Consider the following 18,597-nt stretch of genomic DNA (forward strand, 5'->3'; position numbering starts at 1 on the left):
CCGGTCCTAGCCCTCGCCCCTGGCTATTGCAAGCGCTCCGAGGGCGCCGGTTCAGCCGAGGTTACAGCGAACAATACGCCGAATTCCGTCAAGGGGAAGTCATAGTGTCGGCCGCAGAACTCGCACCGTATCTCAACTTGGCCGGTTGCCTCGGCGGCGGCGCGCGCTTCTTCCTCGCCCAGCGAGCGCAGCATGGCCGCCACCCGCTCGCGCGAGCAGGAGCAGCCGAAGCGCAGCGGCTTGGTGCCCAGCAGCTCCGGCGCTTCCTCGTGGAACAGCCGGTGCAGCAGGGTTTCGGCCGGCAGGGCCAGCAGTTCGGCCTCGCTCACCGTCTCGAACAGGGCGCCGGCGCGGTTCCAGCCGTCCTCGTCGCCGCTGTCACCGGGCAGTTTCTGCAGCAGCAGGCCGGCCGCCTGGTGGCCGTCGGCGGCCAGGATCAGCCGCGTCGGCAACTGTTCGGACTGGCGAAAATAGTCTTCGAAGGCCTCGCCCAGTTCGGCCGCCGACAGCGCCACCAGGCTCTGGTAGCGCTGCGGCTCGCGCGGGTCCAGGCCGGGATTCTCGATGGTGATCGCCAGCAGCGCGCCGTCGCCGAGCGCGCGCAGGTCGCGCGGGGCGTCGCTGCCCTCGCCCAACTGGACGATGCCGCGCAGGGTGCCGGCCGCGGTGCATTCGGCGAACAGGGTGCGCAGCGCGCCCTGGCTGCGCAGTTGCACCGACAGGCGCCCGTCGACCTTGGTGTGGCCGGTGAACAGGGCCGCGGCCACGCAGGCCTCGCCCAGCAACTCGGTCGCCGCGGCGGGATAGCTGGCCGGCGCGAGGATGTCGCGCCATGCGGACTCCAGGCGCACGTGCACGCCGCGCACGCCGGCGCTCGGCAGCAGGAAGCGGGTCAGGTGATCGTGATCGGAAGAACTCATCGCGGCCTCGCTGCGCATGGGAAGATGGCGACCGCAGGATAGTGGGTCATCTCGGTGGACAAAGTCGAAGAAGGCATAGCAATGGGGGCGACGCGGGGAGTTGCAAGTGGCGCGGCGGTGCCGCGGCGCAGGCGTTGGCTGCGCTGGCTGCTGGCGGCGCCGCTGCTGTTCGCGCTGGCGAGCACGTCGCAGGTGATCATGCTGCGCTTCGTCGATCCACCGTTCTCGGCGATGATGCTCGAGCGCCAGCTCGGCGCCTGGGGCGAGGGCGACTGGTCGTTCCGCGTCGCCTACGACTGGCGCGACAGCGCGCAGATCGCCCCGAGCCTGCCGATTTCGCTGGTGGCCGCCGAGGACCAGCGTTTCCCGAGTCACCACGGCTTCGATCTGGAGGCGATCGAGAAGGCGCGCGACCACAATGCGCGCGGCGGGCGCCTGCGTGGCGCCAGCACGATCAGCCAGCAGGTGGCCAAGAACGTGTTCCTGTGGCAGGGCCGCAGCTGGCTGCGCAAGGGCTTGGAGGCCTGGTACACGGTGCTGATCGAGGCGTTTTGGTCGAAGCAGCGGATCCTGGAGGTGTATGCCAACGTCGCCGAATTCGGCGATGGGGTGTACGGCGCGCAGGCGGCGGCGCGCAGTTTCTGGGGCAAGGATGCGGCGCAACTGAGTCCGGCGCAGAGCGCGCTGCTGGCGGCGGTGCTGCCGGCGCCGCAGCGCTACGCTGCCGCGCGCCCGGGGCCGTACGTGCAGCGCCGCGCCAACTGGATCCAGCGGCAGACCCGGCAGCTCGGCGGCCCTGCCTATCTGCAGGCGCCCTAGCAACATGTGAGCCATAGCGCGTGCGACGTTGGCCGCTAGCCCCTCTCCCATCGGGAGAGGGGTTGGGGTGAGGGTACGGCGTGAAGCGTCTCGCGGATTTGGGTATGCGAGGCTTCGCCCATACCCTCATCCGCCCCTTCGGGGCACCTTCTCCCGGTGGGAGAAGGGAGCGACTCCGGATTCTCTTCATGCGGCGCACTGCCGCTGGTGAACGCGCAGGCCGCTCCGTACCATCGGCACATGGAACCCGAGCGCCTGACCGTCGTCGTCACTGCCTTCAACGAGGCGCAGACCCTGCCGCTGCTGCAGCCGCGGATCCTCGCCGCGCTCGATGGCCTGGACGATGTGGAGGGGCGGGTGCTGTATGTGGACGACGGCAGCCGCGATTCGACCTGGGAGGTGATCCTGGCGCTGGCCGCGGCCGATCCGCGAATCGGGGCGCTGCGCCTGTCGCGCAATTTCGGCAAGGAGCTGGCGCTGACCGCAGGCCTGGATTTCGTCGAGCGCGGCGCGGCGATGCTGCTGGACGCCGACGGCCAGGATCCGCCGGAGCTGATCGGGGAATTCGTCGCGCAGTGGCGCGCCGGCTATGACGACATCTACGGCACCCGCATCGCGCGCGACGGCGAAGGCTGGCTCAAGCGCGGCACCGCGTCGCTGTTCTACCGGGTGATCGGGCGCCTGTCGAAGACGCCGATTCCGGCCGACACCGGCGATTTCCGCCTGCTGTCGCCGCGCGCGCTCTCCGCGTTGGCGCAGTTGCGCGAGCGCCATCGTTTCATGAAGGGCCTGTTCGGCTGGGTCGGTTTCCGCCAGATGGCGTTGCCGTACCGGCGCGCGCCGCGCTTGGCCGGGCGCAGCAAGTTCGGCCTGTGGCGGTTGTGGAACTTCGCGCTGGAAGGCATCACCAGTTTTTCCACCGCGCCGCTGCGGGTGGCGACCTATCTGGGCCTGGCGACCGCGGTGGCCGCGTTCGTGTTCGGCACCTGGATCGTGATCAAGGCGGCGCTGTGGGGCGATCCGGTCGCCGGTTGGCCGACGATGATGGCGGTGATCCTGTTCCTGGGCGGCGCACAGCTGATCGCGCTGGGCCTGATCGGCGAATACCTGGGTCGGCTGTACGAGGAATCCAAGCAGCGGCCGCTGTATCTGGTCGATACCTGGCGTGCACCGGGCGGAGGAGTATCCTCGGCCGTACGATCAAGCGAACCGGGAGGCAGCGATGCGTACGGTACGACAGTTGTTGGGCGACAAGGGCGGTGAGATCCACGCGGTGTCGCCGGATGCGGCGGTGGTCGATGCGCTGCGGCTGATGGCCGACAAGGGCATCGGCGCCGTGCTGGTGATGCAGGACGGCCGCTTGGCCGGCATCCTTTCCGAGCGCGACTACGCGCGCAAGGTGGTGCTGCAGGACCGCTCTTCGGCGACCACGCCGGTGCGCGACATCATGAGCGCGAAGGTATACACGGTGGACCCGTCGCAGAGCGTGCAGCAGTGCATGGAGCTGATGACCGGCCAGCGCATCCGCCATCTGCCGGTGGTGCAGGCCGGCGCGGTGGTCGGGGTGATCTCGATCGGCGACCTGGTCAAGGCGGTGATCGAGGAACAGCAGCAGGAATTGGATCAGCTGCAGCGGTACATCACGAGTTGACGGGACCTGGGACTCGGGACTCGGGACTCGGGACTCGGAAAAGCAAAAGGCCGCATGTTGCTTTTGCTTTTCCGGGTCCCGAGTCCCCGGTCCCGAGTCCCGACTCACTTGGCGTAACTGCCACCACAATCGGCGTCCTTGCCCGGGCCGGTTTCCAGCGTGGCGAGCAGGGCGGCCGGCGGGGCGATGCTGCCCAGCGCCAGGGCGATCGCGCCGCGCATGCCCAGGGCCTTGAAGTCGGGGCGGAAGGTCGGATCCTTGAAGGTGCCGCCGACGCGCAGCGGCGAGCGCAGCGACAGGATGCTGCGGTCCTTCGGGCGCGCCTTCAGCAGCAGGTCCAGTTTCTCGTCGCCAAGATCGATATCGCCGCTGCCGATCAACAACGTATCGGTGCTGTCGAAGGCCAGTGCGCGCGACTGCATCAGCCCGTCCCTGACCGCGAAATCGCCGAACGCGCAGCGCACCGGAATCTCGCGGTCCTTGGTGACCAGGAATTTCAGCGATTCGGCGATGTCCAGTCCGGCCAGTTCCATGATCAGGTTGCTGATGTGGCCCTTGCCCATGCCGATGGCGACGCTGCCGTCGGCGCTGCCGAGCATCTGCGCGATCGAGTTGCCGGTGCCGGCGAGCGCGATCTCGCCGCCGATCGCGCCGGAGGCTTCCTTGGCCAGCTGCCCGTCCGGGAACAGCTTTTCCAGCCGCATGCCGCGCACCGAGATCTGCGCGCGGGTGGCGATGGTGGGCTTGCGCGCATCCATGCGGATGTCGGAGCGGATATTGCCGCCGGCCACGCCGAAGTCGAGCGGCTGCAGCAGCAGCACGCCGTCGTTGAGCTTCAGGTGCGCGTCCATGTCGTCCAGCGGCAGCGTCTGCGCGTTGATCCGCTGCGCTTTCCAGCGCACGTCGGCGTCCATCGCGCGCAGCTTGCCGAGGTCGTACGGGGTGGAGGGCAGCACCTTGCTGTCGGCGGCGAGCTTGGCGGCCTGCGCCTTCTGTTCGGCGTTGGCGGTCTCGCCGGCGCCGGTGCGCGGCGGCGCGCCGACGAAGCCGGCCAGATCGTCGAAGTCCAGGCGCCGCGAACGCAGGTCGGCGCGCAGGAACGGGCGTTGCCCGGCGGTGTCGATCTGCACGGTGCCGGCCAGGTCGCTGTCGCCGGCGCGGCCGCTGAATTCTTCGTAGCGCCAGATTTCGCCGTTGCGCTTGAGCCGGCCGTCGAGTTGGTAGGGCGGGGTGGAGGGAATGGCGATGCCGAGCAGCGGATACAGGTGTTGCATGTCGGTACCGGCCAGGCTCAGTTGCAGGTCGAACACGCGCAGCTGGAACGGATTGGTCAGCGTGCCGCGCATGTGCGCGCGGGTGCTGCCAGCGCTGCCGCGCAGGTCGATCTTGAACGGATGGTCGCTTTCGCTCAATTCCAGCGGCGAGGCGGTGCTGCCCTTGAGCGTGAACGGGTTGCCGCGCCAGCGGCCATCGCCGGCGACCGCGATCGGCGGTGCGGCGTCGCCGCGGCGACGCTGCGAAGTCAGGCTGTCCACGCTGACGTCGATGTCGGTGCGGCCGGGGATGTCCTGGAAACGCAGCCGTCCCTGCTGCACCAGCATGCGGCCCAGGACCACCTGCATCCCGCCATCGTTGCTGCCGAAGTTCCAGTTGCCCGGTTGCCCGTTCGGTCCGGTCTCGAGCAGCAGGTTCGGCTGGGTCAGGCGGATCTCCGGGATGCGCACCTTGCCGCGCAACAGTGGCCACAGCGACAGGTCGATCTCGGCACGCTGCGCGCTGGCCATCTGCGCTTGTTTCGACCAGTCCGCGTTGGCGAAGCGCAGGCGATCGCCGCGGATGGTGACGGTGCTGCCGAGGTCGACGTCGAGATTGCCGTCGATGTGGAATGCGCGGCCGGTCTTGGCCTGCACTGCGCGTTCCACCGGGCCTTTGAACCAGTTCCAGTCGAATATCAGAATGACGACCAGCAGCACCAGCACCAGTGCGCCGAGGACCAGCGGCCAACGCCGCAAGCGGCCGTCGGGGCGGCGCCAGGGCCAGGAACGGCGCCGGCCACGTGACACAGAAGTGGGTTCGCGATCCATCTCGCCATACTAGGCGGCGTGCGTGCACAGGGTGCGAAAGGGTGCCCTCCAGCAAACCGGTCTACAGCACTTGCCCGGTCACCGCGACGAAGTGGCAGACGCTGCCGGCGAGCACGAACAGGTGCCAGATCGCATGGAAGTAGCGCACCGTGTCGCGCTGGTAGAAGTAGGTGCCCAGCGTGTAGAACAGGCCGCCGGCCAGCAGCCAGCACAGGGTCGGGACATCGACCGAGTGCAGCAGCGGCTCGATCGCCACCACGATCAGCCAGCCCATGGCCAGGTAGAGGATGGTCGACAGCAGCCGGAAACGGCCGGTGAAGAACAGCTTGAAGATCACTCCGGCCAGGGCGATGGTCCAGATCGCTGCGAACAGGCCCCAGCCCCAGGGGCCGCGCAGGCCGATCAGGGTGAACGGCGTGTAGGTGCCGGCGATCAGCACGTAGATCGCGCAGTGGTCCAGCACCTGCAGCCGCGCCTTGGCGCCGGGATGCGGAATGGCGTGATACAGCGTGGAGGCGGTGTACAGCAGCAGCAAGGCGACCCCGAACACGATGGCGCCGGCCAGTTGCCAGCCGTCGCCGTAGATCGCGGCCAGGGTGATGAGCACCGAACTGCCGGCCAGTGCGGCGACTGCGCCCAGGCCGTGGGTCAGCGCGCTGGCGAGTTCGTCGCGCCAGTCCGTCGAAGGCGGCGCGTCGGCGTTCATGAGCGAGGACCGCGGGTCTGCTTCCATGGCCCGAAACGGTACCGCAATTGCGAGCGGTTCGCATCCGTTGCGATGCAGCAATTGGCGCGCGGTTCACGCCTGCGCGCTTGCGGCGTCAGTTCCTGCGTCAGTCCAGGGCGACGCTGTGCGCGTGCTCGCGGGTCGCGGCGAAGCGCACGTCCGGCGCGCGTTCCTGCGCCAACTGCAGGTTGACCCGGGTCGGCGCCAGGTAGACCAGTTCGCCGGCGCCGTCGATGCCGAGGTTCATTGCGTTCTTCTCGCGGAACTCCTCCAGCTTCTTGGCGTTGTCGCAATGCACCCAGCGCGCGGTGACCACCCCGACCGGCTCGAAGCTGGCATCCACGCCGTATTCGTCCTTGAGCCGGTAGGCGACCACTTCGAACTGCAGCACGCCGACCGCGCCCAGGATCAGGTCGTTGCTCATCAGCGGGCGGAAGAACTGGGTGGCGCCTTCCTCGGACAGCTGCGCTAGGCCCTTCTGCAGCTGCTTGAGCTTGAGCGGGTCGCGCAGCCGCGCGCGGCGGAACAGTTCCGGGGCGAAGTTGGGAATGCCGGTGAACGACAGCGCCTCGCCCTCGGTGAAGGTGTCGCCGATGGAGATGGTGCCGTGGTTGTGGATGCCGATGACGTCGCCGGGGTAGGCCTCGGCGGCGATCTCGCGGTCGCTGGCCATGAAGGTCAGCGCGTTGGCCAGCTTGGTGTCCTTGCCGGTGCGCACGTGCAGGGTCTTCATGCCGGCGCTGAAGCGGCCCGAGCAGATGCGCATGAACGCGACCCGGTCGCGGTGCTGCGGATCCATGTTGGCCTGGATCTTGAACACGAAACCGGTCAGCTTTTCCTCGGTCGGCTGCACCGGGCGGCCGGTGGTGGCATGCGCCTGCGGCGGCGGCGCGTGCTCGGCGAAGAAGTCCAGCAACGGCTGCACGCCGAAGTTGTTGACGCCGGAGCCGAAGAACACCGGGGTCTGCTTGCCGGCGCGGTAGGCATCGAGGTCGAAGGCATGGCTGGCGCCCTGCACAAGCTCCAGTTCCTCGCGCAGTTCGGCCAGCATCTGTTCGCCGATCCGCTCAGCCAGACCGGGCGCGTCCAGCGACGGGAAGATGGTCGAGTCCTGGCGGGTGAAGTTGCGGCCCTGTTCGTACAGATGCACTTCGCCGCTGATCAGGTGCACCACGCCCTTCAGGCGCTGGCCCATGCCGATCGGCCAGGTCACCGGCGCGCACTGGATGCCGAGCACGGTCTCCACTTCGTCGAGCAGGTCGATCGGTTCCTTGCCTTCGCGGTCGAGCTTGTTGATGAAGGTCATGATCGGCGTGTCGCGCAGCCGGCACACTTCCATCAGCTTGATGGTGCGTTCTTCCACGCCCTTGGCCACGTCGATCACCATCAGCGCCGAGTCCACCGCGGTGAGCACGCGGTAGGTGTCCTCGCCGAAGTCGGCGTGGCCGGGGGTGTCGAGCAGGTTGATGATCTTGCCTTCGTACGGGAACTGCATCACCGACGAGGTCACCGAGATGCCGCGCTCCTTTTCCAGCGCCATCCAGTCGGAGGTCGCATGGCGCGCGGCCTTGCGGCCCTTGACCGAACCGGCCATCTGGATCGCGCCGCCGAACAGCAGCAGCTTTTCGGTCAGCGTGGTCTTGCCGGCGTCGGGGTGGGAAATGATGGCGAAGGTGCGGCGGCGCGCAGCTTCCTGGGCAACATCGGACATGGCAACGGCGCCCACTGGGCGATCACGGCTACAGGGAAGAACGCAATTATAGCGCCGCGGCGCCGGGCACGGGTTGCGCGCCGTCGGCGGCGTCCTCGCTGCGCGGCAATTTGAGTTCGCCGAGTGCGCCGGCCATGCGGAACGGGATCGACGCCAGGCGCATGCCGCGGTTGACCTGTACCGCGAAGTGCAGGTGCGGCGCGGTGCTCAGGCCGGTGTTGCCGGACAGCGCGAGGCGTTGTCCGGCGGCGACGCGCTGGCCGGCATGCACGGCCACGCCGTGCGGCGCCAGGTGCGCATACAGCGCCATGCTGCCGTCGGCGTGCAGGATGCGCACGAAGTTGGCGCGGCCGCCGAAGGTCTCGCGGTCCAGTCCGGCCTCGGCGAAACCCGCTTCCACCTGCATCACCGTGCCCGCGCGTGCCGCAAGCACCGGGGTACCTTCGGCCAGGGCGAAATCCAGCGCGTAGTAGTTCTGCGCGTCGTGGTGGCTGAAGTGGCCGCCCACGCCCTGGTCCACGCGCACCGGCGCCGCGGCGAACGGCAACTGGTACAGGGCGTCCTGCGGCATGGCGGCCGGGTCGCCGGGCACGGCCTCCAGCACCAGCTCGAACGGGCTGGCGTAGCGCGGGTCGCTGGCGTACAGCCGCGACAGCAGCGCACTGCCGCGGGCGGGCAGCACCGCGCGCAGCGGCAGTGCCGGAACCGCGGCGAGGTTGTCGGCGTGGCGGGAGCGCAGTTGCACCTGCAGCGGCCCGTCCAGGCGGTTGTCGGCCCAGGCCTGTTGCCGTGGCGGTTGGCCATCCAGGCGCAACTGCGCCAGCGGCAGCTCGGCGCTCGCCGGCGTCGGCGGCGGTTCGGGCGCCGCAGCGCGCTGCGGATCGGCCACGTGGTCGCCGTAGTGGGCGATGCCGTTGGCGTCCTTCCAGGCATATAGCAGCGTCCCGGCTGCGCATGGGCTGGACGCGACACCCAGCGCACAGGCGACCAGCAGCGGCCAGCGCGGCGCGGCGTGGAACGGAGCGGCGTCGTGGGCGGTGGCGGGGACCGGGCACTGGCCGGGCATCGGGGCTCCTGGCGCCGGCGTGGGGGAGCGCCGTGGCGGTGCGGAGTATGCGGCAGTGGCGATCACGGCTTCCTTATATCGCTCCATCCGAATAAAGAGATTTGACATCGCCGAAAAACGCTGGCATCGTGGGGTCACCATCGAGACCGGCGGAGGGACAGGCCCTTTGATGCCGGGGCAGCCAGCGGACGCGCAAGCGACCGTGTAGGTGCCAAATCCTGCGGGGACCACCGCGTCCGCCGAAAGATGGTTCGATTCGTGCCTTTCGCACGTCGAACGCGAGCTCCGCGAAGCTCGATGGCCGTTCCTCCCCGGATACCGCCATGAGCCTCGTGAATACGCCAAACCGCCCCCTTGCTGTGAATGTGCCGCTGGACCGTTATGCCGCTGCCGTTGCGCCGGCCGCCGATGGCGTCATTGCGATGCGCGGCGAAGTGGCGGTGGCGTTGCCGCTGCGCCACGCCGGCGTGCAGCTGTTGCGCCTGCGCTATGAACTGAGCGGCCCGGCGGACGCGCCGGTGGTGTTCGTCGCCGGCGGCATCTCCGCGCATCGCCATCTCGCCGCCAACGCGAGCTTCCCCGAGAAGGGCTGGGCCGAAGGCCTGGTCGCGCCGGGGCGGGCGCTGGACCCGAGCCAGCGGCGGCTGCTGGCGTTCGATTTCGTCGGTGCCGACGGCAACCTGGATGCGCCGATCGACAGCGCCGACCAGGCCGATGCGATCGCCGCGCTGCTGGATGCGCTGGGCATCGCCCAGCTGCATGGCTTCGTCGGCTATTCCTATGGCGCGCTGGTCGGCCTGCAGCTGGCGGTGCGGCATCCGCAGCGCTTGCTGAAGCTGGTCGCGGTCAGCGGCGCGCACCGCGCGCATCCGTATGCCGCGGCGTGGCGCGCGCTGCAGCGCCGCGCGGTGGCGCTGGGCCAGTTGCAGTGCGCCGAGAGCCACGGGCTGTCGCTGGCGCGGCAGTTCGCGATGCTCAGCTACCGCACCCCGGAAGAGTTCGGCGAGCGCTTCGATGCGCCGCCGGAAGTGATCAACGGCCGCGTCCGCGTCGCCGCCGAGGACTACCTGGATGCCGCCGGCGCGCAGTACGTGGCGCGCACCCAGGTCAACGCCTATCTGCGCCTGTCCGAATCCATCGACCTGCACCGCATCGACCCGGCCGCCGTCGCCGTGCCCACCGTGGTGGTCGCGGTCGAAGGCGACCGCCTGGTGCCGCTGGCCGACCTGGTCACCCTGGTCGAAGGGCTGGGTCCGCGCGGCAGCCTGCGCGTGCTGCGTTCGCCGTACGGCCACGACGCCTTCCTGAAAGAAACCGACCGCATCGACGCGATCCTCGCCACCGCCCTTCGCCCCACCGGAGCTACCGCATGAGCACTGCCCACGACAACGATCTGCCCTGTAGCGCCGCCACCGCCGCGGTGCGCGCCGGCATCGATCGCGATACCGCCTACGGCGCGGTGACCCCGCCGATCGTGCTGTCGTCGAACTTCAGCTTCGACGGCTTCGGCAACAAGCGCCAGTACGACTACACCCGCAGCGGCAATCCCACCCGCGACCTGCTCGGCGAAGCGCTGGCGGAGCTGGAAGGCGGCGCCGGCGGCGTGATCACCGCCACCGGCATGGGCGCGATCAACCTGGTGCTGAACGCGCTGCTGCAGCCGGGCGACAAGCTGGTGGTGCCGCACGACGCGTACGGCGGCAGCTGGCGCCTGTTCAACGCGCTGGCCAAGAAGGGCCATTTCGAGCTGATCACCGCCGACCTGACCGATCCGCGCTCGCTGGCCGAGGCGCTGGCGCAGTCGCCGCAGCTGGTGCTGATCGAGACCCCGTCCAATCCGCTGCTGCGCGTCACCGACCTGCGCTTCGTCATCGATGCCGCGCACAAGGCCGGCGCGCTGGCGGTGGTGGACAACACCTTCCTGTCGCCGGCGCTGCAGAAGCCCATCGCCTTCGGCGCCGATCTGGTCATCCATTCCACCACCAAGTACGTCAACGGCCACAGCGATGTGGTCGGCGGTGCGGTGATCGCCGCCACCGCCGAACTGCACCAGCAGTTGGTGTGGTGGGCCAACGCGCTGGGCCTGACCGGGTCGCCGTTCGATGCGTTCCTGACCCTGCGCGGCCTGCGCACGCTGGATGCTCGCCTGCGCGTGCACCAAGAAAATGCGCAGGCGGTGGTGGCGCTGCTCGACGGGCATGCCGCGGTCAACCAGGTCTATTACCCGGGCCTGGCCACGCATCCGGGCCATGCGGTGGCGGCGCGGCAGCAGACCGGTTTCGGCGCGATGATCAGCTTCGAACTGGCCGGCGGCGAGGCCGAGGTGCGCGCCTTCGTCGATGGCCTGCGCTATTTCACCCTGGCCGAGTCGCTGGGCGGGGTCGAGAGCCTGATCGCGCATCCGGCGTCGATGACGCACGCGGCGATGACCGCCGAGGCGCGCGCCAACGCCGGCATCAGCGATGGCCTGCTGCGGCTGTCGGTAGGCATCGAGTCCAGCGAGGACCTGATCGCCGACCTGCAGGCCGGTCTGCTGCGTGCGCAGCAGGCGGGCGAGGCGGTGGCGCGCAAACGGGTGGACGCGTGAACAGCAGCGTCGCTGACGCAATAGCGCCGGCGCCGGCGCGGGCGGCCGATGCCGCACTGCCGCGGCTCGGTCTGCTCGGTACCGGCACGGTCGGACGCGCCTTCGTCGCGCGCTACCAGGTGTTGCAGCAGCGTCGCCCGGGCTTGCCGGCGTTCGCCTGGCTGGCCAATTCGCGCATCCTGCAGGAATGCGGGCAAGCGCCGGCGCAGGCACTGGCGGTGGCCAATGCCGCCGCGCGTGGCGATGGCGGCAGCGCGCCGCAACCGGCCGACCTGCGTGCCGGCGACATCGTGGTCGATGCCACCGCCAGCGAAGCGGTGGCGCAGCGGCATGCCGAGTGGCTGTCGCGCGGGGTGCATGTGGTGACCGCGAACAAGCTCGGCCAGGGCGCGGCGTTGGCGCGCGCCGAAAAGATCCATGCCGCGCGGCATGCCGCCGGCGCGCACTATGGCGACAGTGCCACGGTCGGCGCGGGCCTGCCGTTGCTGAGCAGCCTGCGCGCGCTGGCCGCCGGCGGCGACCATATCCACGCGGTGGAAGGCGTGCTGTCCGGCTCGATGGCGTGGCTGCTGCATCGCTACGACGGCAGCCGCGCGTTCTCCGACTGTGTGCGCGAAGCGGCGGCGGCCGGCTATACCGAGCCGGATCCGCGCGAGGACCTGTCCGGCGAGGACGTGCGCCGCAAGCTGCTGATCCTGGCGCGTGCCGCCGGGCTGTCGCTGCGCGCCGAGCAGGTGCAGGTCGATTCGCTGCTGCCGGCGGCGCTGGCCGCGGCGGCACCGCGCGACGTGGATGCGGCGTTGTCGGCGCTGGATGCGCCGCTGGCGGCGCGTTTGGCGCAGGCGCGCGCGAACGGCGCCTGCCTGCGTTTCGTCGGCCGCTTCGATGCGCACGGCGCGTCGGTGGGACTGCGCGAACTGCCGCTGGCGCATCCGCTGGCCAGCGGTGCCGGCACCGACAACCGCGTCGCCATCCACAGCGACCGCTACCTGCAGCAACCGTTGCTGATCCAGGGCCCGGGCGCCGGTGCCGAGGTGACCGCGGCGGCCTTGCTCGACGACGTGCTGCGCATCGCGGTGCGCTGAGGCGCCGGCATCCGCTGCGCCGCTACGGCGCCGCGTTCGGTGCGGCGCTCGGCGCGGCCAGCGCCTGCAGCAGCGCGGCGTTGAAGCGCTGCGGCGCTTCGACCTGCGGCGAGTGGCCCAGGTCGGCGAATTCGACCAGCGTCGCGCCGGGAATCGCCGCCGTCGCACGCTTGCCCAGCGCCGGATAGTCGCCCAGGGTCCTGGCCAGCGCCGGCGGCGCCAGGTCCTTGCCGATCGCGGTGCGGTCGCGCTGGCCGATGAACAGCGTGGTCGGCACGCGGAGTTGCGCGAACTGCTGCACCACCGGCTGGTTGAACACCATGTCCGAGGTCAGCGCCTGGTTCCAGGCCACGCGTTCGTGGCCGGGGCCGGCATACAGCCCGGCCTGCATCGTCACCCAGCGGTCGTACTCGGGCTTCCATTGCCCGCCGTAGTAGACGTTCTGCTGGTACTGCTTGATCGAGGCGGCATCGGTCTTGCGTTCCTTCGCATACCAGTCGTCGACGCTGCGCCACGGCACCCCGGCCGCCTTCCAGTCCTCCAGCCCGATCGGGTTGACCAGCAGCAGCCGGCTCACGTCCTGCGGATACTGCAGGGCGTAATGCGCGGCGAGCATGCCGCCCATCGAATGGCCGACGAACACCGCCCGGGTGACCCCCGCGTGTTGCAGCAGCGCATGGGTATTGGCCGCCAGTTGCGCGAAGGAGAACTGGTAGGCCTGCGGCTTGCTCGACTTGCAGAAGCCGATCTGGTCCGGCGCGATCACCCGGTAGCCCGCGGCGACCAGCGCGGCGATCGCCGACTCCCAGGTCGCCGCGCAGAAGTTCTTGCCGTGTAGCAGCACGACTGTCTGGCCGTTCGGCGTGCCGCTCGCGGCCACGTCCAGGTAGGCCATCTGCAACGGCTGGCGTTGCGAGGCGAAGTCGTAGCGCGCGACCGGATACGGATAGTCGAAGCCTTCCAGCTGCGCGCCATAGCGCGGAGTGGGCGCGGGCGTGGCGGCGTGGCAGGGCGGCAGCAGGAGCGCGGCGGCGAGCGCGGCAAGGAGCGAGTGTCGGCGCATGCGGGCTGGAGCGAGTGCGGGGATGCCGCGACTCTAGCCCGGGCCATGCACGGGCCGCGTCAATGCGCTTCAGCAGCGCGAGTGCACCAGGTTCAGGCAGGCGTGGTGCTGCATGCGCTCGGCCGGCTCCTGCAGCGCCGCCAGCACCTGCTCGGCCTGCGTGCCCAGCACCGGCCGGTACGCGGCCCAGCCGTTGCGACCCTTGGCCTTGGCCTGGTACAGCGCGCGGTCGGCGAGGATCAGCAACTGCTCCCAGCCCAGGCGGCTGTCGGGATCGTGCACGAACGGAAATTCGGCCAGGCCGATCGAGCAGGTGACCTGGCTGTGGCGGCCGTGCTCGAGCGCGAAGCTGTGCGCGGCGATCGAGCGGCACAGGCGCTCGGCGGCCACGGTCAGGTTCTCGCGCGGCGCCGAGCGCAGCACCAGCAGGAATTCCTCGCCGCCCCAGCGCACCACGTAGTCGCTTTCGCGGGTCAGCTTGACCAGCAGCTGCGCCATCTGCTGCAGCACCGCGTCGCCGGTGTGGTGGCCGCCGCTGTCGTTGATCGCCTTGAAATGGTCGATGTCGATCAGCGCGAACAGCATGCCCGAGGACAGCATATCCTGGTCGTTGGCGGCCATGCGCCGGTACAGCGCGATGTCGCTGGGGATGTGCAGCGACAGGTAGCGGCGATTGCGCAGCTGGGTCAGGTCGTCGGTGAAGCTGGCTTCCTGCAGGCGCTGGTTGGCCGCCTGCAGCGCCTCGGTGCGCTGGCGCACCTGCCGTTCCAGCGTCGCGCGCTGGCGCTGGTTGACCACGCGCGCGATGCCAAGCAGCGCCAGCGCCAGCGCCAGCACGCCCAGCGCCAGCAGCAGCTTGTAGAACAGCGTCTCCTGGAAGCGCAGCCGGATCCGCAGCGGCAATCGCGCCGGCGCCTGCGCCCAGACCCCGGCGTTGTTGCTGCCGCTGACCTCGAACACGTAGTCGCCGCCGGGCAGGTTGGTATAGCTGGCCACGCGCTGGCGGATGTCGTCCAGGCTGCGCCACTGGGTGTCGTAGCCGACCAGGCGGTAGCGCAGTTCCACGTTCTCCGGGGCCTGGAACGAGGCCGCGGTGAACTCGAAATCCAGGTCGCGCGCCTGCGCCGGCAGCGGCGTGTCGCGCAGCGCCTGCGGCGCCATCCAGCGGCCCTGCGCGCGGATCCTTTCCACCACCGGCAGCGGCGCGACCGGATTCTTGACGATGCCGGTGGTATCCATGGTCACCACGCCGTCGCGGCTGGGCAGCCACAGCGTGCCGTTGTCGATGAAGCCCTTGCCGTTGCCGGCGCCGTTGCAGCACAGGCCCTGCACGCCGCCGTGGCGCTGGCCGCGCTCGTTGAGCAGCAGTTCGGCCTGCAGTGGCGTGCTCGGCACCTCGATGCGCTTGAGCAGGCTCGCCAGCGGCATCCGGTACACGCCGCGCAGGCCGGCCACCCACAGGCTGCCATGGCCGTCGTCGGCGATGAAGAACGCGGCGTTGGCCGGCAGCCCGTCGTGTTCGTCGAACATGGTCCAGCGCTTGCCGTCGAACACCCACAGCTGGTCGGACAGGGTGCCGATCACCCACTGCCCGCCGGGCAGTTCGTGGATCGCGGTGACGTCGGCGTCGGCCAGCGCCGAGCCGGCCTCGGCGAGCGGCAGCAGGCGCTCGCCGCGCAGTTCGTACAGGCCGGCCTGGGAGCCGATCAGCAGGCGGCCGGCCCGGGTTTCGTGGATCAGGCGCACACGCGGATCGCGCAGGCCCTCGTCGTTGCCGTAGCGCTGCAGGTGCGCGCCGTCGCTGCGGAACAGGCCGTCGCTGGTGGCGAACCACAGCCGTTGCGCGCGGTCGCGAACGATGCCGTTGACCTGCAGTTCGTGCAGCGGCGCCAGCAGCGGCGGCTCGCTGGCGCGCCCGTCGCGGTACAGCAGCGCGCCGCGGCGGGTGCCGATCCACAGCTGGCCGGGTTCGGCGAGCAGGGTGTAGGGAACATCGGCGGGCAGTTGCTCGCGGCGCAGCACCTGCTGATAGCGGCCGGCGCGCAGCCGCTCCAGGCCGTTGCCGGTGCCGACCCACAGCGAGCCGTCGGGATCGCGCGCCAGCGTCCACACCAGCGGGTCGCTCAGGCCTTCGTAGCTGCTGTAGCGGCGGGTCCAGCCGTTCCACAGCCGGGTCGCGCCCTTCCAGCGGCTGCCCAGCCACAGGTTGCGCTCGCGGTCCTCGAAGATCGCGCTGGCGCCGGCGTCCTGGTCGCTTTCCGTGTATCGCTCGACGATGTCGCCGTCGCGTACGCGCAGCAGATAGCCGGGCAGGCCCACCCACAGGTTGCCGTCGCTGTCCTGGAACAGCGCTTCCACCGCGCGCCGGGTCACCGCCGGGTCGCCAGGCAGCCGCTGCCAGCGGCCGTCGCGGCGGAACAGCAGGCCGTCGCGACTGCCGGCCCACAGCCGTCCCTGCGCGTCCAGCAGTTGCCGCACTGGCGCGGCGTGCGCGTCGGCCGGCAGCGGCAGCGGTTCCTCGTCGCCTTCGGCGAAGCGCAGCACGGCGCCGCGCGTGCCGACCCACAGCTCGCCGCCGCGCGGCAGCAGCGCATAGGCGCCGTCGGCGATGCGATGACGCAGGCGCAGGCTGTCGCCGACCACGGCGTAGACGCCGTCCTGCGCGGCGACCAGCACCGTGCCTTGCGCGTCGACCGCGATCGCTTCGATATTCAGCAGCGCGGCTTGCGGATCCTGCGGCAGCAGATTGCTGAAGCGGCCGTCGCGGTAGCGCGCCAGGCCGCGGTAGGTGCCGATCCACAGGTCGCCGCGCGGGTCCACCTGCAAGGCCTTGATCCACGGGCCGGGCAGGTTGGCCGGGGCTTTCTCGCCGAAGGTGGTCATGCGCACGCCGTCGAAGCGCGCCAGCCCACCCATCGTGCCGATCCACAGATAGCCCTGCCGGTCCTGCGCGAAGGCCTGCACGCTCAGCTGCGGCAGCCCTTGTTCCAGGCCCCAGCCTTGGCGTTCGTAGTGGTTGAACTGCTTGTCCGGCTGCAAGGCGGCCGCCGTCGGCACGAGCGAGATCCACGCTCCGAAGAGCATGGCCAGCTTTAGCGCACAGGTGCACCAGGAAGCGGGGTGGGACTGCAAGGGCATTCCAGTGCCGGCTCGGCGGATCGTCAGTGTCGCTATCGGCGCAGCCGCGCCGATCTTTATCCGTACCGCAACAAAGGCCTGCGCGGCGTCGGCGATCGCGACGGCCGCAAGGCCTGTCATCCAGGCAGGTCCGACCCGCGGGGCGCGGTGGCGCGCAGCCCATGCCGCGTCGCCGTGCGCGCGCTGCGCGCGGTCCGACTGCGCGCGCCGACGTGGCCCAGGCATGCGCCGCAGCGGTGCGATCCGCTCGGACATGGAAGGCACGCCGGCAGCATCATCTCAGCACTCGATCACGTTCACCGCGAGCCCGCCGCGGCTGGTTTCCTTGTACTTGTCCTGCATGTCGCGGCCGGTGTCGCGCATGGTCCGGATCACCTTGTCCAGCGACACCTTGTGCTTGCCGTCGCCGCGCATGGCCATGCGGCTGGCGTTGATCGCTTTCACCGCGCCCATCGCATTGCGCTCGATGCACGGGATCTGCACCAGCCCGCCGATCGGGTCGCAGGTCAGGCCGAGGTTGTGTTCCATGCCGATCTCGGCGGCGTTCTCGATCTGCCCCGGCTTGCCGCCGAGCGCGGCGACCAGGCCGCCGGCGGCCATCGAGCAGGCCACGCCGACTTCGCCCTGGCAACCGACTTCGGCGCCGGAGATGGAGGCGTTTTCCTTGTACAGGATGCCGATCGCCGCGGCAGTCAGCAGGAAATCGAAGATGCGCTGCTCGTCGCTGCCCGGGCAGAAACGGTCGAAGTAGTGCAGCACCGAAGGAATGATCCCGGCCGCGCCGTTGGTCGGTGCGGTAACCACGCGCCCGCCGGCGGCGTTCTCTTCGTTGACCGCCAGCGCGTACAGGTTGACCCAGTCCAGCGTGGTCAATGGATCGCGCATCGCCGCTTCCGGTTTGGACGACAGTTCGCGGTACAGCGCCGGCGCGCGTCGCGACACGTGCAGACCGCCGGGCAGCGTGCCTTCCTCGCGGATGCCGCGCGCCACGCAGGCCTGCATCGCGTTCCACAGTTCGCGCAGGCCGTCGCGGATCTCGTCCTCGCTGCGCCAGCACTTCTCGTTCTCGAACATCAGCGCGGCGATGCTCAGGCCGCTGCGCGCGGCCTGCGCCAGCAATTCGTCGCCGCTCTTGAACGGGTACGGCAGCGGCGTTTCGTCGGCGACGATGCGGTCGTCGGCAGCGTCGTCCTGGTTGACCACGAAGCCGCCGCCGACCGAGTAGTAGTCGCGCGTGGCGATCACTTCGTCGTCGGCGGCGTAGGCGGTGAAGCGCATGCCGTTGGTGTGGTACGGCAGCTTCTGGCGCTTGTTCAGCGCCAGGTCGCGCTTCTCGTCGAAGGCGATGCTGTGCTGGCCCATCAGGTTGATGCGCTTGCTGCCGCGGATGCGCTCCAGCGTGCTCGGAATGATGTCCGGGTCGATCAGGTTCGGGCGCTGGCCTTCCAGGCCCAGCAGCACCGCCTTGTCGGTGCCGTGGCCGCGCCCGGTCAGCGCCAGCGAGCCGAACACTTCGGCGCGGATCCGCACCACCTCGCCGAGCCGGCCCGGATCCAGCAGCCAGCGGTGCACGAAGCGCTCGGCCGCACGCATCGGCCCCACGGTGTGCGAGGAACTCGGCCCGATGCCGATCTTGAACAGGTCGAAGGTGCTGACAGCCATACGTGCCGGAGAGGGGGAAGGCCAAAGACCGTCTATTCTATGCCCCTGGCGCATTGCGCACGCCCGCAACGCAGCATCGGAGCC

The 18,597-nt window shown here is 69.9% G+C and carries 14 protein-coding genes and 1 riboswitch; of the genes, 6 read left to right on the forward strand and 8 right to left on the reverse strand.

Features of this window, described 5'->3' with window-relative positions; translation table 11 throughout:
* Positions 1-23: 23 nt before the first annotated feature.
* A complete protein-coding gene (hslO, locus tag HEP73_RS06620; protein ID WP_185822582.1) occupies positions 24-938 on the reverse strand; it encodes an Hsp33 family molecular chaperone HslO in 915 nt (304 codons plus the stop codon).
* Positions 939-1,001: 63 nt separating this feature from the next.
* On the opposite strand from hslO, the gene mtgA reads away from it, so the two are divergent.
* From mtgA to HEP73_RS06635, 3 genes are all read left to right on the forward strand, one after another.
* Positions 1,002-1,739 (forward strand): monofunctional biosynthetic peptidoglycan transglycosylase, encoded by a 738-nt coding sequence (mtgA, locus tag HEP73_RS06625; protein ID WP_185822583.1) that lies wholly within the window; start codon positions 1,002-1,004, stop codon positions 1,737-1,739.
* A gap of 240 nt (positions 1,740-1,979) precedes the next feature.
* Positions 1,980-3,002: a glycosyltransferase family 2 protein gene (locus HEP73_RS06630; protein ID WP_185822584.1), complete on the forward strand. Its 1,023-nt coding sequence runs from the start codon at positions 1,980-1,982 to the stop codon at positions 3,000-3,002.
* Positions 2,962-3,390 (forward strand): CBS domain-containing protein, encoded by a 429-nt coding sequence (locus tag HEP73_RS06635; protein WP_185815679.1) that lies wholly within the window; start codon positions 2,962-2,964, stop codon positions 3,388-3,390. The genes HEP73_RS06630 and HEP73_RS06635 overlap by 41 nt, the downstream gene beginning before the upstream one ends.
* A gap of 104 nt (positions 3,391-3,494) precedes the next feature.
* Here HEP73_RS06635 and HEP73_RS06640 read toward each other — a convergent pair whose 3' ends face one another.
* The 4 genes from HEP73_RS06640 to HEP73_RS06655 all read right to left on the reverse strand — a co-directional run bounded on the left by HEP73_RS06640 (position 3,495) and on the right by HEP73_RS06655 (position 8,978).
* Positions 3,495-5,474, reverse strand: a complete 1,980-nt coding sequence (locus tag HEP73_RS06640) for an AsmA family protein (protein ID WP_185822585.1) — start codon at positions 5,472-5,474, stop codon at positions 3,495-3,497.
* Positions 5,475-5,535: 61 nt separating this feature from the next.
* The gene (trhA, locus tag HEP73_RS06645; RefSeq protein WP_185815681.1) at positions 5,536-6,180 is read right to left on the reverse strand and encodes a PAQR family membrane homeostasis protein TrhA; all 645 of its coding nucleotides are present in this window, start codon (positions 6,178-6,180) and stop codon (positions 5,536-5,538) included.
* Positions 6,181-6,307: 127 nt separating this feature from the next.
* On the reverse strand, positions 6,308-7,912 hold the full coding sequence (locus HEP73_RS06650; protein ID WP_185822586.1) for a peptide chain release factor 3: 1,605 nt from the start codon (positions 7,910-7,912) through the stop codon (positions 6,308-6,310).
* Positions 7,913-7,958: 46 nt separating this feature from the next.
* Positions 7,959-8,978 carry a M23 family metallopeptidase gene (locus HEP73_RS06655; RefSeq protein ID WP_185822587.1) on the reverse strand — a complete coding sequence of 340 codons (1,020 nt, stop codon included), beginning with the start codon at positions 8,976-8,978 and terminating at the stop codon, positions 7,959-7,961.
* Positions 8,979-9,112: 134 nt separating this feature from the next.
* A riboswitch (SAM riboswitch) is annotated at positions 9,113-9,231 on the forward strand.
* 70 nt (positions 9,232-9,301) lie between these two features.
* On the opposite strand from HEP73_RS06655, the gene metX reads away from it, so the two are divergent.
* The 3 genes from metX to HEP73_RS06670 are packed head-to-tail and all read left to right on the forward strand — an operon-like array spanning position 9,302 to position 12,650.
* Complete coding sequence (gene metX, locus HEP73_RS06660; protein ID WP_185822588.1) at positions 9,302-10,351, forward strand: homoserine O-succinyltransferase MetX; 1,050 nt, start codon at positions 9,302-9,304, stop codon at positions 10,349-10,351.
* On the forward strand, positions 10,348-11,565 hold the full coding sequence (locus tag HEP73_RS06665) for an O-succinylhomoserine (thiol)-lyase (protein ID WP_185822589.1): 1,218 nt from the start codon (positions 10,348-10,350) through the stop codon (positions 11,563-11,565). Before metX ends, HEP73_RS06665 begins: the two co-directional genes overlap by 4 nt.
* A gap of 20 nt (positions 11,566-11,585) precedes the next feature.
* On the forward strand, positions 11,586-12,650 hold the full coding sequence (locus HEP73_RS06670) for a homoserine dehydrogenase family protein (RefSeq protein WP_185823327.1): 1,065 nt from the start codon (positions 11,586-11,588) through the stop codon (positions 12,648-12,650).
* A 22-nt stretch (positions 12,651-12,672) separates the two neighbouring features.
* On the opposite strand, the gene HEP73_RS06675 is transcribed toward HEP73_RS06670, so the two are convergent.
* From HEP73_RS06675 to HEP73_RS06685, 3 genes are all read right to left on the reverse strand, one after another.
* Positions 12,673-13,713 carry an alpha/beta fold hydrolase gene (locus HEP73_RS06675; RefSeq protein WP_185822590.1) on the reverse strand — a complete coding sequence of 347 codons (1,041 nt, stop codon included), beginning with the start codon at positions 13,711-13,713 and terminating at the stop codon, positions 12,673-12,675.
* 69 nt (positions 13,714-13,782) lie between these two features.
* Complete coding sequence (locus tag HEP73_RS06680; protein WP_255423701.1) at positions 13,783-16,770, reverse strand: ligand-binding sensor domain-containing diguanylate cyclase; 2,988 nt, start codon at positions 16,768-16,770, stop codon at positions 13,783-13,785.
* 360 nt (positions 16,771-17,130) lie between these two features.
* The gene (locus tag HEP73_RS06685; RefSeq protein ID WP_185815687.1) at positions 17,131-18,513 is read right to left on the reverse strand and encodes an L-serine ammonia-lyase; all 1,383 of its coding nucleotides are present in this window, start codon (positions 18,511-18,513) and stop codon (positions 17,131-17,133) included.
* Positions 18,514-18,597: the final 84 nt, after the last annotated feature.

This window comes from Xanthomonas sp. GW (assembly GCF_014236815.1).
GTDB lineage: Bacteria > Pseudomonadota > Gammaproteobacteria > Xanthomonadales > Xanthomonadaceae > Xanthomonas_A.

Coding starts and splice junctions, on each gene's coding strand:
- hslO (WP_185822582.1), bottom strand. CDS start 938: ATGCGCAGCGAGGCCGCGATGAGTTCTTCCGATCACGATCACCTGACC.
- mtgA (WP_185822583.1), top strand. CDS start 1,002: ATGGGGGCGACGCGGGGAGTTGCAAGTGGCGCGGCGGTGCCGCGGCGC.
- HEP73_RS06630 (WP_185822584.1), top strand. CDS start 1,980: ATGGAACCCGAGCGCCTGACCGTCGTCGTCACTGCCTTCAACGAGGCG.
- HEP73_RS06635 (WP_185815679.1), top strand. CDS start 2,962: ATGCGTACGGTACGACAGTTGTTGGGCGACAAGGGCGGTGAGATCCAC.
- HEP73_RS06640 (WP_185822585.1), bottom strand. CDS start 5,474: ATGGATCGCGAACCCACTTCTGTGTCACGTGGCCGGCGCCGTTCCTGG.
- trhA (WP_185815681.1), bottom strand. CDS start 6,180: ATGAACGCCGACGCGCCGCCTTCGACGGACTGGCGCGACGAACTCGCC.
- HEP73_RS06650 (WP_185822586.1), bottom strand. CDS start 7,912: ATGTCCGATGTTGCCCAGGAAGCTGCGCGCCGCCGCACCTTCGCCATC.
- HEP73_RS06655 (WP_185822587.1), bottom strand. CDS start 8,978: ATGCCCGGCCAGTGCCCGGTCCCCGCCACCGCCCACGACGCCGCTCCG.
- metX (WP_185822588.1), top strand. CDS start 9,302: ATGAGCCTCGTGAATACGCCAAACCGCCCCCTTGCTGTGAATGTGCCG.
- HEP73_RS06665 (WP_185822589.1), top strand. CDS start 10,348: ATGAGCACTGCCCACGACAACGATCTGCCCTGTAGCGCCGCCACCGCC.
- HEP73_RS06675 (WP_185822590.1), bottom strand. CDS start 13,713: ATGCGCCGACACTCGCTCCTTGCCGCGCTCGCCGCCGCGCTCCTGCTG.
- HEP73_RS06685 (WP_185815687.1), bottom strand. CDS start 18,513: ATGGCTGTCAGCACCTTCGACCTGTTCAAGATCGGCATCGGGCCGAGT.